Raw genomic sequence first — 13,648 nt, 5'->3', positions numbered from 1 at the left:
TATCCTCCCTTCAAAATTAGTGTTCATCATTTACAAAATCATCTAGTTCTAAGTCTTCTTCATGGAAGCCTTCTAATGCAAAATTATCGAATTCAACATCTTCTTCAACTTCATCTTCTGACATTGTATAACTGTCATCTATATTAACATCATCTGCAACAATATCTTCTGTTCCTTCAATGTTAACTTCTAAATCTTCCATATCTTCTTCAGCAAACTCTTTAAGTCTAACTTCTTGGTTATCTTCATTTAAGACTTTAACATCTAAGCATAGAGCTTGAAGTTCTTTAATAAGAACCTTGAATGATTCTGGAACTCCAGGTTCTGGAATATTTTCACCTTTAACTATAGCCTCATAAGTCTTAACTCTACCTACAACATCATCTGATTTAACAGTTAAGATTTCTTGTAGTGTATGTGCAGCACCATATGCTTCTAATGCCCAAACTTCCATTTCCCCGAATCTTTGACCACCGAATTGTGCCTTACCACCAAGTGGTTGTTGAGTTACTAATGAGTATGGTCCTGTTGATCTTGCGTGTATCTTATCATCAACTAAGTGAGCTAGCTTTAAGATATACATGATACCAACAGTAACTTCATTGTCAAATGGTTCACCTGTTCTACCATCATATAATACAGTTTTACCATTTGCATTATAACCTGCTTTTTCTAAGCATTCTTCTATGTCTTTTTCAGTTGCACCATCAAATACAGGAGTAGCTATATGCCATCCTAATTGACTTGCAGCCCAACCTAAGTGAACTTCTAATACCTGACCGATATTCATACGCGATGGAACCCCTAGAGGGTTTAAGCATATTTGTAGTGGTCTTCCATCTGGTAAGAATGGCATATCTTCTTCTGGAAGAACTCTTGATATAACCCCTTTATTACCATGACGTCCAGCCATCTTATCTCCAACAGATATCTTTCTCTTTTGAGCTATATAACATCTTACTAATTCATTAACTCCTGGGTTCAATTCATCCCCATTTTCTCTAGTAAAGACTTTAACATCAACAATGATACCAGCTTCTCCGTGAGGAACTCTTAATGAAGTATCTCTTACTTCTCTAGCCTTCTCACCAAATATAGCTCTTAGAAGTCTTTCTTCTGCAGTTAATTCAGTTTCTCCCTTAGGTGTAACTTTACCTACAAGAATATCTCCTGATCTAACTTCAGCTCCTATTCTTATGATACCTCTATCATCTATGTCTTTTAATGCATCTTCACTTACATTAGGAATATCTCTAGTTATTTCTTCTGGTCCTAGCTTAGTATCTCTAGCTTCACATTCATACTCTTCAATATGAATAGAAGTAAATACATCTTCTCTAACTAATTCTTCTGAAATAAGCATAGCATCCTCGTAGTTATATCCTTCCCACGTAATGAAGCCCATTCTTATATTTTTACCTAGTGCAATTTCACCTAAGTCCGTTGATGGACCATCAGCTAACACTTGGTTCTTAAACACAATTTCGCCTTTATCTACTAAAGGTCTTTGATTTATACATGTACCTTGGTTACTTCTCTTAAATTTAAGAAGCTTATAAGTATCTATTCCTCCGTCTACGTCTCTCTTAATTCTTATTTCATTAGAGCTTACGTAAACAACTTTACCAGCATTTTTAGCCTTAGGAAGTACTCCTGAGTCTACCGCAGCCTTAAATTCTATACCAGTACCTACTATTGGTGCTTGTGGCTTTAATAGTGGAACAGCTTGACGTTGCATGTTTGATCCCATAAGTGCTCTTGATGCATCATCATTTTCAAGGAACGGTATCATTGCTGTAGCTACAGATACTATTTGTCTTGGAGATACGTCTATTAAATCTACTTCATCAGCATTAACTACTAATATATCATGTTTGCTTCTAACAGTAACTCTACTGTCAACAAATTTTCTATCTTCACCGATAGGTTCTTTGGCTTGTGCTACAAGATATAAATCTTCTTCATCTGCTGTAAAGTATCTTATTTCATCAGTTATTATTCCTTTTTCTTTATCAACAACTCTATATGGAGTTTCAATAAATCCATATTCATTAACCTTAGCATAAGTAGCTAATGAGTTAATAAGACCTATATTTGGTCCTTCTGGAGTTTCTATCGGACACATTCTACCATAATGTGAATGGTGAACGTCTCTTACTTCGAACCCAGCTCTTTCTCTTGAAAGACCTCCTGGTCCTAAAGCAGATAATCTTCTCTTATGAGTTAACTCTGAAAGTGGATTTGTTTGATCCATGAATTGTGATAATTGCGAACTTCCAAAAAATTCCTTTATAGCAGCCGCAACAGGTCTAATATTGATTAACATTTGAGGAGTTATAGCTTCTTGGTCTTGAATAGTCATTCTTTCTTTAACTACTCTTTCCATTCTTGATAAACCAATTCTAAATTGGTTTTGTAATAACTCTCCTACTGATCTTAATCTTCTATTTCCTAAATGATCTATATCATCAACATAACCTATTTCATAAGGTAATCCTAATTCATAGCTTATAGTTGCAAATATATCATCTTTTATTATATGTTTAGGAATAAGTCTATTTATATTCTTTTTAATTTCGTCTTTTATAGTTTCTTCATCATCATAGTTATCTAAAATTTCTTTTAATATTGGATAATGAACATATTCCTTGATATTTAAGTCTTCTATATCAAAAGATACAAATTTCTTTATATCAACAAAGTGGTTACCGATAACTCTAACAACTCTATCCTCAACTAAAATATCAACTGAGTTAATACCTACATTTTGGATTTCTTCAGCAACAGATCTACTGATTTTTTTACCTTGCTCTACCATAATTTCTCCTGTTTGAGGATTAACTATATCTGTAGCAGCAATTTGGTTGACTAATCTTAAATTTAATGCTAATTTCTTATTAAATTTATATCTTCCAACCCTTGATAAATCGTATCTCTTTGCGTCAAAGAATAATGAGTCTATAAGAGATATTGCGCTATCAACTGTAGGTGGTTCACCTGGTCTTAGCCTCTTATATATTTCTAATAAGGCTTCTTCCTTTGTTTTAGTGTTATCTTTTTCTATTGTAGCCTTAAATCTTTCATCTTCCCCAAAATAGTCTAGAAGCTCTGCATCGCTTCCGAATCCCATAGCTCTTGCTAATATTGAGATAGGAAGTTTTCTTGTTTTATCTATTCTTACATAGATAATATCGTTAGAATCTGTTTCATATTCTAACCATGCTCCCCTATTTGGAATAACTGTAGATGAATACAGTTTCTTACCTGTTTTATCAACATTAAAACTGTAATAAACTCCTGGTGACCTTACTAATTGACTTACTATAACTCTTTCAGCACCATTTATGATGAAAGTTCCTTGTTCAGTCATTAATGGGAAGTCACCCATAAATACTTCTTGTTCTTTGATTTCACCAGTTTCATTGTTTTGTAATCTTACAGAAACCTTTAGTGGTGCAGCATAAGTAGAATCTCTCTCCTTGCACTCTTCCACTGAATACTTAATGTTATCCATATCAAGCTTATAATCAACAAATTCTAGAACAAGATTACCTGTAAAATTTGTGATTGGATTAATGTCATCAAATACTTCATGAAGACCTTCCTTTAAAAACCACTGATATGAATCTAATTGTACCTCAATAAGATTTGGCATTTCTGTTACATCTTTAACTTTACCAAAACTCATTCTAGTTCTTTTTCCGACTTGGACAGGATGTACCATGAATTTTCACCCCTTGTATAAAACTAAAATAACCAAAAACACACCTTCCCTAAGGACTTTATGTTTTCGGACAACATCACTAATTAGTATAACCAGCTTTTAAGCTATTATACAAATTTTTCATATGAATATATACCATCCCATAATGAATAGTACATTTAATGATACTATCATATTCTGCTTTCAATGTCAATTATTTTATTGTATAACTTATGTTAATCTAAAATAATTAACTTTTCAAGTAAATTTTTATATAAAACTATATAAAGTATCCCAGGAACTTGATATTTTATATAGTTTTATTTAGGCAATTAAAAAGGTGCTATTACAGCACCTTTTTATATTTAAAGTTAATTACTTAACTTCTACTTCAGCTCCAACTTCAGCTAATTTAGCTTTCATGTCTTCAGCTTCTTCTTTTGAAACGCCTTCTTTAAGTGTCTTAGGAGCTCCGTCAACTATTTCCTTAGCTTCCTTTAATCCTAATCCAGTTAATTCTCTAACTACTTTGATTACTTTGATCTTTTGAGCACCAGCGTTAGCTAATACTACATCAAATTCAGTTTTTTCTTCTGCAGCTGCAGCACCACCTGCAACAGCTCCTGCAACTGCTACTGGAGCAGCAGCGCTTACACCAAATTCTTCTTCACAAGCTGTAACTAGCTCGTTTAATTCTAAAACAGTCATTTCTTTTATAGCTTGAATTATATCTTCTCTTGTCATTTTAATTGCACCTCCAAAATTTTTATCAGTTATTATTCAGCTGATTCTGATTCTTTCTTTTCTTTAATTGCATTTAATAAATATGCAAGGTTTGATAATGGAGCTTTGAAGCTTCCAAGAAGTTTTGCGATAAGAACTTCTTTTGATGGTATTGTAGCAAGCTTTTCAACTTGTTCTTTGTTGTATATAGTCTTATCTACCATACCTGCTTTTAATTCTAATTTCTTGTGATCCTTAGCAAATGTATGTAATACTCTTGCTGGAGCAGTAGCATCTTCATAACCAAATGCTATAGAAACTGGTCCTTCTAAGTATTCATCAAGACCTTGAATTCCTAATTCATTAGCAGCTAATACTACTAGGTTGTTTTTATAAACCTTGTATTCAACACCTGCTTCTCTTAAGCTTTTTCTTAAAGCTGTATCTTCTTCAACTGTTAAACCTTGATAGTTTGCTAGAACAACTCCTTGAGCTTTTTCTAACTTTTCTTTAATTTCAGCTACCTTAGCTTCTTTAATTTGTCTATTCTTGTTCATTACTGTGTGTCCACCTCCTCACAGTTTTTAACTGCAATTTTATATTAAGAAAGGCCTTCCCATAGACATAGGAAGACCAACAAATAATTACTTACCTTGGTATTCCTCGGTAGGCAATTATTTAAACCTTTCGGCACCTACTGTCTTTGGAATTAGTATTCTTTTTTTCAACAGATAAGATTATATTACATAGTCTTATACTTGTCAATACTAATCTAAAACTTTTGTTGGGTTAATTTTAGCTCCAGGTCCCATTGTGCTTGAAACAGATACTGATTTAACGTATTGTCCCTTAGCAGCAGCTGGTTTTGCTTTTATTAAAGCATCCATTAAAGCGTGGAAGTTTTGTTGTAGTTTTTCAACTCCAAAAGACTTCTTTCCGATTGGGCAGTGAACTATAGCAGTTTTGTCAACTCTATATTCAACCTTACCAGCTTTGATATCAGCTATAGCCTTAGCAACATCAAATGTTACTGTTCCTGATTTTGGGTTTGGCATTAATCCTTTAGGTCCTAAAACTCTACCGATTCTACCAACAACACCCATCATATCTGGTGTAGCTACAACTACATCATAATCAAACCAGTTTTCAGTTTGGATCTTTTGAACTAATTCTTCAGCTCCAACGAAATCTGCACCAGCTTCTTGAGCTTCTTTAGCTTTTTCGCCCTTAGCGAATACTAAAACTCTTACTGTTCTACCAGTTCCGTTTGGAAGAACAACAGCTCCTCTAACTTGTTGATCTGCGTGTCTTGGGTCAACCCCTAATCTAACGTGTAGTTCTATAGTTTCATCAAACTTTGCCTTAGCAGTTTTAACAGCTAAATCTAAAGCTTCAGATGGAGTGTATAATGCACTCTTATCTATTAATTTTGCGCTTTCAATATAATTCTTTCCCATAATTTGCCTCCTTTGTGGTATTAACGGTTTTTACCTCCCACTTTTTTACGAATTACTCTTCAACAGTTACTCCCATACTTCTTGCAGTACCTTCGATCATGCTCATAGCAGTTTCGATAGTTGCTGCATTTAAGTCAGGCATCTTTAACTCAGCAATTTTTCTTACTTGATCCTTTGTTAACTTACCAACTTTAGTTCTGTTTGGAACTCCTGAACCACTTTCGATTCCTAATTCCTTCTTTATAAGAACTGCTGCTGGTGGAGTCTTTAGTATAAAACTAAAAGATCTATCTTGGTAAACTGTTATAACAACTGGTATTATTAATCCAGCTTGGTTAGCAGTCTTTGCATTGAACTCCTTACAGAATCCCATAATATTAACACCATGTTGACCTAATGCTGGTCCTACTGGTGGTGCTGGTGTTGCCTTACCTGCAGGAAGTTGAAGTTTAATCATCCCTGTTACTTTCTTAGCCATGTTAATATTCCTCCTATACTGTGGTAATACGGACTTAAGTCCTCCCACTTAATTAAAACATTAGCTTATATTAAACTAATTTTTCAACTTGTGTAAATTCTAGTTCAGCTAGAGTTTCTCTGCCGAACATATCGATTAACGCTTTAATTTTGCGTTTTTCTATATTTATCTCTTGAATTATAGCCACAAATTCTCTTAGTGGCCCTGAGATAACTCTTACGCTTTCCCCTACTTCTAAATCAATCTCTACCGGAGCTTCTTTAACTCCCATGGATTCAATTTCTTCATCTGTTAAGGGAACTGGTTTAGAAGCTGGGCCAACAAAACCTGTTACACCCCTAGTGTTTCTAACCACATACCATGACTCATCTGTCATTAGCATTTTTACTAACACATATCCAGGAAACTTCTTCTTTAGAGAAATCTTTTGTTTCCCATCTTTCTCTTCTACTACTTCTTCCATAGGCACTTGAATGTCTTGTAACAAGTTTTGAAGATTTCTATTTTCAATGGTCTTTTCAAGATTTGCTTTAACTTTGTTTTCGTAGCCTGAGTATGTGTGTACAACATACCATCTTGCTTTTTCGCTCATATTTTCTTATAGGCTTAAAGCCTAAACCTCCTTTATTTAAAATTTAAAATGAATTTAAAGAGGTTTTGAAAAATATAATCTAACCCACCTACTAATACAATATATATTAGTACAACTACGCCAACTGCAATTAACGCTTTTTTAGTTTCATTTTTAGAAGGCCAAGTTATTCTTTTAACTTCTGCCTTAACCCCTCTAAAAAAATTAAATATTCCACCATTACTTGGTGTTTTTTTAGTTAAATTTACATTTTCCTTAACAGCCATTACTTCACATCCTTAATCATTGTGAGTATATGTCAAAACTATATCAGCTAATTACTTAGTTTCTTTATGAAGTGTATGTTTCTTACAGAATTTGCAGTATTTATGCATTTCTAATCTGTCTGGGTTATTTTTCTTGTTTTTCATTGAATTGTAATTTCTTTGCTTACACTCTGTGCATGCTAAAGTTACCTTTACTCTCACAGTCTGCACCTCCAGTTTACCGTAAATAATATAAAACTATGCTACTTTATGTTAATGTATTTTCGTTAATTACCTAAACACATTATCACAAAACAGCTATTATGTCAATATATAAGCCTTGCAAAGGACTAGGTAATGAAACCCAGTCCCACACACAGCTTTATCACTTATTTATTATNTATTAAGAAAGGCCTTCCCATAGACATAGGAAGACCAACAAATAATTACTTACCTTGGTATTCCTCGGTAGGCAATTATTTAAACCTTTCGGCACCTACTGTCTTTGGAATTAGTATTCTTTTTTTCAACAGATAAGATTATATTACATAGTCTTATACTTGTCAATACTAATCTAAAACTTTTGTTGGGTTAATTTTAGCTCCAGGTCCCATTGTGCTTGAAACAGATACTGATTTAACGTATTGTCCCTTAGCAGCAGCTGGTTTTGCTTTTATTAAAGCATCCATTAAAGCGTGGAAGTTTTGTTGTAGTTTTTCAACTCCAAAAGACTTCTTTCCGATTGGGCAGTGAACTATAGCAGTTTTGTCAACTCTATATTCAACCTTACCAGCTTTGATATCAGCTATAGCCTTAGCAACATCAAATGTTACTGTTCCTGATTTTGGGTTTGGCATTAATCCTTTAGGTCCTAAAACTCTACCGATTCTACCAACAACACCCATCATATCTGGTGTAGCTACAACTACATCATAATCAAACCAGTTTTCAGTTTGGATCTTTTGAACTAATTCTTCAGCTCCAACGAAATCTGCACCAGCTTCTTGAGCTTCTTTAGCTTTTTCGCCCTTAGCGAATACTAAAACTCTTACTGTTCTACCAGTTCCGTTTGGAAGAACAACAGCTCCTCTAACTTGTTGATCTGCGTGTCTTGGGTCAACCCCTAATCTAACGTGTAGTTCTATAGTTTCATCAAACTTTGCCTTAGCAGTTTTAACAGCTAAATCTAAAGCTTCAGATGGAGTGTATAATGCACTCTTATCTATTAATTTTGCGCTTTCAATATAATTCTTTCCCATAATTTGCCTCCTTTGTGGTATTAACGGTTTTTACCTCCCACTTTTTTACGAATTACTCTTCAACAGTTACTCCCATACTTCTTGCAGTACCTTCGATCATGCTCATAGCAGTTTCGATAGTTGCTGCATTTAAGTCAGGCATCTTTAACTCAGCAATTTTTCTTACTTGATCCTTTGTTAACTTACCAACTTTAGTTCTGTTTGGAACTCCTGAACCACTTTCGATTCCTAATTCCTTCTTTATAAGAACTGCTGCTGGTGGAGTCTTTAGTATAAAACTAAAAGATCTATCTTGGTAAACTGTTATAACAACTGGTATTATTAATCCAGCTTGGTTAGCAGTCTTTGCATTGAACTCCTTACAGAATCCCATAATATTAACACCATGTTGACCTAATGCTGGTCCTACTGGTGGTGCTGGTGTTGCCTTACCTGCAGGAAGTTGAAGTTTAATCATCCCTGTTACTTTCTTAGCCATGTTAATATTCCTCCTATACTGTGGTAATACGGACTTAAGTCCTCCCACTTAATTAAAACATTAGCTTATATTAAACTAATTTTTCAACTTGTGTAAATTCTAGTTCAGCTAGAGTTTCTCTGCCGAACATATCGATTAACGCTTTAATTTTGCGTTTTTCTATATTTATCTCTTGAATTATAGCCACAAATTCTCTTAGTGGCCCTGAGATAACTCTTACGCTTTCCCCTACTTCTAAATCAATCTCTACCGGAGCTTCTTTAACTCCCATGGATTCAATTTCTTCATCTGTTAAGGGAACTGGTTTAGAAGCTGGGCCAACAAAACCTGTTACACCCCTAGTGTTTCTAACCACATACCATGACTCATCTGTCATTAGCATTTTTACTAACACATATCCAGGAAACTTCTTCTTTAGAGAAATCTTTTGTTTCCCATCTTTCTCTTCTACTACTTCTTCCATAGGCACTTGAATGTCTTGTAACAAGTTTTGAAGATTTCTATTTTCAATGGTCTTTTCAAGATTTGCTTTAACTTTGTTTTCGTAGCCTGAGTATGTGTGTACAACATACCATCTTGCTTTTTCGCTCATATTTTCTTATAGGCTTAAAGCCTAAACCTCCTTTATTTAAAATTTAAAATGAATTTAAAGAGGTTTTGAAAAATATAATCTAACCCACCTACTAATACAATATATATTAGTACAACTACGCCAACTGCAATTAACGCTTTTTTAGTTTCATTTTTAGAAGGCCAAGTTATTCTTTTAACTTCTGCCTTAACCCCTCTAAAAAAATTAAATATTCCACCATTACTTGGTGTTTTTTTAGTTAAATTTACATTTTCCTTAACAGCCATTACTTCACATCCTTAATCATTGTGAGTATATGTCAAAACTATATCAGCTAATTACTTAGTTTCTTTATGAAGTGTATGTTTCTTACAGAATTTGCAGTATTTATGCATTTCTAATCTGTCTGGGTTATTTTTCTTGTTTTTCATTGAATTGTAATTTCTTTGCTTACACTCTGTGCATGCTAAAGTTACCTTTACTCTCACAGTCTGCACCTCCAGTTTACCGTAAATAATATAAAACTATGCTACTTTATGTTAATGTATTTTCGTTAATTACCTAAACACATTATCACAAAACAGCTATTATGTCAATATATAAGCCTTGCAAAGGACTAGGTAATGAAACCCAGTCCCACACACAGCTTTATCACTTATTTATTATTCGATTATGCTAGTAACAACTCCTGAACCTACAGTTCTTCCACCTTCTCTAATCGCGAATCTTAATCCTTCGTCCATTGCAACTCTAGTGATTAATTCAACGTTCATGTCGATGTGGTCTCCTGGCATAACCATTTCCATACCTTCTGGTAATTTGATTGATCCAGTAACGTCTGTTGTTCTGAAATAGAATTGTGGTCTGTATCCATCGAAGAATGGAGTATGTCTTCCACCTTCTTCTTTCTTAAGTACGTAAACTTGACCTACGAACTTTTGGTGTGGCTTAACTGATCCAACTTTTGCTAATACTTGACCTCTTTCGATGTCAGTTCTTTGAACTCCTCTTAAAAGAACTCCAACGTTATCTCCAGCTTGCGCTTCGTCTAGTAACTTTCTGAACATTTCTATTCCTGTTACTACTACTTTTCTTGTATCTTCTTGTAATCCAACGATTTCTACTTCGTCTCCTACGTGAAGAACTCCTCTTTCAACTCTTCCCGTTGCAACTGTTCCTCTACCAGTGATTGTGAATACATCTTCTACTGGCATTAAGAATGGCTTATCTGTTGCTCTTTCTGGAGTTGGGATGTAGCTGTCTACAGCTTCCATTAACTCAAGGATTGGAGCGATTGCTTTTTCATCTGTTGGGTTTTCTAAAGCTACTAAAGCTGAACCCTTAACTACTGGAATATCGTCTCCTGGGAAGTTATATTCTGATAATAATTCTCTAACTTCCATTTCAACTAATTCTAATAATTCTTCATCATCTACCATATCAGCTTTGTTTAAGAATACTACTATGTAGTCAACTCCAACTCTTGATGCTAGTAGGATGTGCTCTCTTGTTTGAGGCATTGGACCATCTGCTGCTGAACAAACTAAGATAGCTCCGTCCATTTGAGCAGCTCCTGTGATCATGTTCTTAACATAGTCAGCATGTCCTGGACAGTCAACGTGTGCATAGTGTCTGTTTTCTGTTTCATATTCAACGTGTGATGTATTGATTGTGATTCCTCTTTCTTTTTCTTCTGGAGCCTTATCAATTTCATCATATTTGAATGATTCTGCTAATCCTCTGTTTGCTAAAACTGTTGTGATTGCAGCTGTTAATGTTGTCTTACCGTGGTCAACGTGACCGATTGTTCCAATGTTTACGTGTGGTTTACTTCTTTCGAATTTTTGCTTTGCCATTGTAAAATCCTCCTTTATGGAAATTAAATAATATGAACCTTCTTAGTTATTATATCTAATTTAGTTCTATTTTTCTATACTTATATGAATTTTAGTATCAATATACTAAGTTTATATTTAGTAATGTTACTTATAATTTAATTATAAGCAACATTACATATTTTTATAACTAAAGTGAATTAGTTTCTTTCACTTTTTATCTTTTCTTGGATGCTCTTTGGCACTTCTTCAAAGTGGTCAAATACCATTGAATAAGTTCCTCTACCTTGAGTTCTTGATCTTAAAGTAGTAGCATAACCAAACATTTCTGAAAGTGGAACGAATGCTCTTATTATTTGAGCTCCGTTTATAGCTTCCATACCTTCAATTCTACCTCTTCTTGAGTTAAGGTCACCCATTACATCTCCCATGTATTCTTCTGGAACTGTAACTTCAACCTTTTCTACTGGCTCAAGTAATACTGGATCTGCTTTTGCCATAGCATTCTTAAATGCCATAGATCCTGCAATCTTGAAGGCCATTTCAGATGAGTCAACTTCGTGGTATGATCCATGAACTAATTTAACTTTAAAGTTAATAGTTTCATATCCTGCTATAACCCCGTTTTTAGCTGCTTCTTGAATACCATTGTCTATAGCTGGTATGTATTCCTTTGGAACAGCTCCACCAACGATAGCATTTTCAAATGTGTATTCTCCTTCAGTTGGTTCCATTTCAATAACAGCATGACCGTATTGTCCTTTACCACCTGATTGCTTAGCATATTTAGCTTCAGCTTTAACAGCTTTTCTGATTGTTTCTTTATAAGCAACTTGAGGAGCACCAACGTTACACTCAACTTTGAACTCTCTAGTTAATCTATCAACTATGATTTCTAAGTGAAGTTCTCCCATACCTTCTATAATTGTTTGACCAGTTTCTTGATCAGTATGAGTTCTGAATGTTGGATCTTCTTCTGCTAATTTAGCTAATGCTAATCCCATCTTTTCTTGACCAGCTTTTGTCTTTGGTTCTATAGCTACAGATATAACTGGTTCTGGGAATTCCATTGATTCTAATACTATTGGATTATTTTCTGCACAAAGAGTATCTCCTGTAGTAGTGTTCTTTAATCCAATTATTGCTCCTAATTCACCTGCTTCTAATGACTCAACCTCTTCTCTGTGGTTGGCATGCATCTTAACAAGTCTTCCGATTCTTTCCTTTTTACCCTTAGTAGAATTTAACACATATGTTCCGCTTTGCATAACACCTGAGTAAACTCTTGTGAATGCAAGCTTTCCTACGAATGGGTCAGTAGCTATTTTAAATGCTAAAGCTGACATTGGAGCTTCATCTGAAGCTTCTCTTGTATCTTCTTCACCTTCTAAAGTAGTTCCCTTAACAGCAGGAATATCTAATGGTGATGGTAAGAATGCAACAACTCCATCGATCATTTGTTGAACACCTTTATTCTTGTATGATGATCCACAAATACATGGAACTACTTCATTAGCAATAGTTGCTTTTCTTAAAGCAGTCATTATTTCTTCTTCAGTTAACTCTTCACCTTCAAGGTATTTTTCCATTAACTCTTCATCTGTTTCAGCTATTGCTTCTATCATAGCCATTCTATATTCTTCAGCTTGATCAGCTAAGTCAGCTGGTATTTCTTCATATCTAACATCTTTTCCAAGATCATCATAGAACATAATAGCTTTATTAGTTATTAAATCTACCATTCCCTTGAATTGATCTTCTGCTCCAATTGGAATTTGTATTGGAACAGCATTAGCTTTTAATCTATCTCTTACAGTGTTGATACATCTAAAGAAATCTGCACCTGTAGCATCCATCTTATTTACATATATCATTCTTGGTACACCGTATTTGTCTGCCTGTCTCCATACAGTTTCAGTTTGTGGTTCAACACCACTCTTTGCATCTAGAACTGTAACAGCACCATCAAGTACTCTTAAAGATCTTTCAACTTCAACTGTAAAGTCTACGTGACCAGGAGTATCTATTATATTTAATTCATGGTCTTTCCAGAAACACATTGTTGCAGCAGAAGTAATTGTTATACCTCTTTCTTTTTCTTGTTCCATCCAGTCCATTTGTGAAGCACCTTCGTGAGTTTCACCTATTTTATGTGTTTTACCAGCATAAAATAATATACGCTCTGTAGTTGTTGTTTTACCAGCATCTATATGAGCCATTATTCCAAAGTTACGGAATTTATCTAATGGATAATTTCTTGCCATCTGTATGTCCTCCTCTCAACGAGTAATTTTAAATTCGACAAAA

15 protein-coding genes and 2 other annotated features are annotated in these 13,648 nt (G+C 34.4%); all 15 genes read right to left on the bottom strand.

What is annotated here, in order from left to right; all coding sequences use genetic code 11:
• Positions 1-16 precede the first annotated feature (16 nt).
• Positions 17-3,724, bottom strand: a complete 3,708-nt coding sequence (gene rpoB, locus BN6774_RS02750) for a DNA-directed RNA polymerase subunit beta (protein WP_066889830.1) — start codon at positions 3,722-3,724, stop codon at positions 17-19.
• 354 nt (positions 3,725-4,078) lie between these two features.
• A complete protein-coding gene (gene rplL / locus BN6774_RS02745; RefSeq protein WP_066889828.1) occupies positions 4,079-4,447 on the bottom strand; it encodes a 50S ribosomal protein L7/L12 in 369 nt (122 codons plus the stop codon).
• Between the two features lie 32 nt (positions 4,448-4,479).
• Complete coding sequence (gene rplJ / locus BN6774_RS02740; protein WP_066889826.1) at positions 4,480-4,983, bottom strand: 50S ribosomal protein L10; 504 nt, start codon at positions 4,981-4,983, stop codon at positions 4,480-4,482.
• Positions 4,984-5,020: 37 nt separating this feature from the next.
• Positions 5,021-5,151, bottom strand: a sequence feature (ribosomal protein L10 leader region).
• A 42-nt stretch (positions 5,152-5,193) separates the two neighbouring features.
• The gene (gene rplA / locus BN6774_RS02735; protein WP_066889824.1) at positions 5,194-5,883 is read right to left on the bottom strand and encodes a 50S ribosomal protein L1; all 690 of its coding nucleotides are present in this window, start codon (positions 5,881-5,883) and stop codon (positions 5,194-5,196) included.
• A gap of 52 nt (positions 5,884-5,935) precedes the next feature.
• Positions 5,936-6,361 carry a 50S ribosomal protein L11 gene (gene rplK / locus BN6774_RS02730; RefSeq protein WP_066889822.1) on the bottom strand — a complete coding sequence of 142 codons (426 nt, stop codon included), beginning with the start codon at positions 6,359-6,361 and terminating at the stop codon, positions 5,936-5,938.
• Positions 6,362-6,431: 70 nt separating this feature from the next.
• Positions 6,432-6,953, bottom strand: a complete 522-nt coding sequence (nusG, locus tag BN6774_RS02725; protein ID WP_066889820.1) for a transcription termination/antitermination protein NusG — start codon at positions 6,951-6,953, stop codon at positions 6,432-6,434.
• A gap of 32 nt (positions 6,954-6,985) precedes the next feature.
• Positions 6,986-7,219 (bottom strand): preprotein translocase subunit SecE, encoded by a 234-nt coding sequence (secE, locus tag BN6774_RS02720; RefSeq protein ID WP_066889819.1) that lies wholly within the window; start codon positions 7,217-7,219, stop codon positions 6,986-6,988.
• Positions 7,220-7,270: 51 nt separating this feature from the next.
• Positions 7,271-7,420, bottom strand: coding sequence for a 50S ribosomal protein L33 (gene rpmG, locus BN6774_RS02715; protein ID WP_066889817.1), 150 nt, complete (start codon positions 7,418-7,420; stop codon positions 7,271-7,273).
• Positions 7,421-7,594: 174 nt separating this feature from the next.
• Positions 7,595-7,725, bottom strand: a sequence feature (ribosomal protein L10 leader region).
• 42 nt (positions 7,726-7,767) lie between these two features.
• Positions 7,768-8,457: a 50S ribosomal protein L1 gene (gene rplA, locus BN6774_RS02710; RefSeq protein WP_066889824.1), complete on the bottom strand. Its 690-nt coding sequence runs from the start codon at positions 8,455-8,457 to the stop codon at positions 7,768-7,770.
• Between the two features lie 52 nt (positions 8,458-8,509).
• Positions 8,510-8,935, bottom strand: a complete 426-nt coding sequence (gene rplK / locus BN6774_RS02705; protein ID WP_066889822.1) for a 50S ribosomal protein L11 — start codon at positions 8,933-8,935, stop codon at positions 8,510-8,512.
• A gap of 70 nt (positions 8,936-9,005) precedes the next feature.
• Positions 9,006-9,527 (bottom strand): transcription termination/antitermination protein NusG, encoded by a 522-nt coding sequence (gene nusG / locus BN6774_RS02700; RefSeq protein ID WP_066889820.1) that lies wholly within the window; start codon positions 9,525-9,527, stop codon positions 9,006-9,008.
• Positions 9,528-9,559: 32 nt separating this feature from the next.
• On the bottom strand, positions 9,560-9,793 hold the full coding sequence (gene secE / locus BN6774_RS02695; protein WP_066889819.1) for a preprotein translocase subunit SecE: 234 nt from the start codon (positions 9,791-9,793) through the stop codon (positions 9,560-9,562).
• A gap of 51 nt (positions 9,794-9,844) precedes the next feature.
• Positions 9,845-9,994, bottom strand: coding sequence for a 50S ribosomal protein L33 (rpmG, locus tag BN6774_RS02690; RefSeq protein ID WP_066889817.1), 150 nt, complete (start codon positions 9,992-9,994; stop codon positions 9,845-9,847).
• Positions 9,995-10,168: 174 nt separating this feature from the next.
• Complete coding sequence (tuf, locus tag BN6774_RS02685; protein WP_066889815.1) at positions 10,169-11,362, bottom strand: elongation factor Tu; 1,194 nt, start codon at positions 11,360-11,362, stop codon at positions 10,169-10,171.
• 179 nt (positions 11,363-11,541) lie between these two features.
• Complete coding sequence (fusA, locus tag BN6774_RS02680) at positions 11,542-13,605, bottom strand: elongation factor G (protein WP_066889814.1); 2,064 nt, start codon at positions 13,603-13,605, stop codon at positions 11,542-11,544.
• Positions 13,606-13,648 lie beyond the last annotated feature (43 nt).

It is taken from the genome of Clostridium nigeriense (assembly GCF_900086595.1).
GTDB lineage: Bacteria > Bacillota > Clostridia > Clostridiales > Clostridiaceae > Clostridium > Clostridium nigeriense.
Note: the sequence above shows the minus strand (reverse complement) of the source record. Positions and strands in the feature narration are given on the sequence as shown.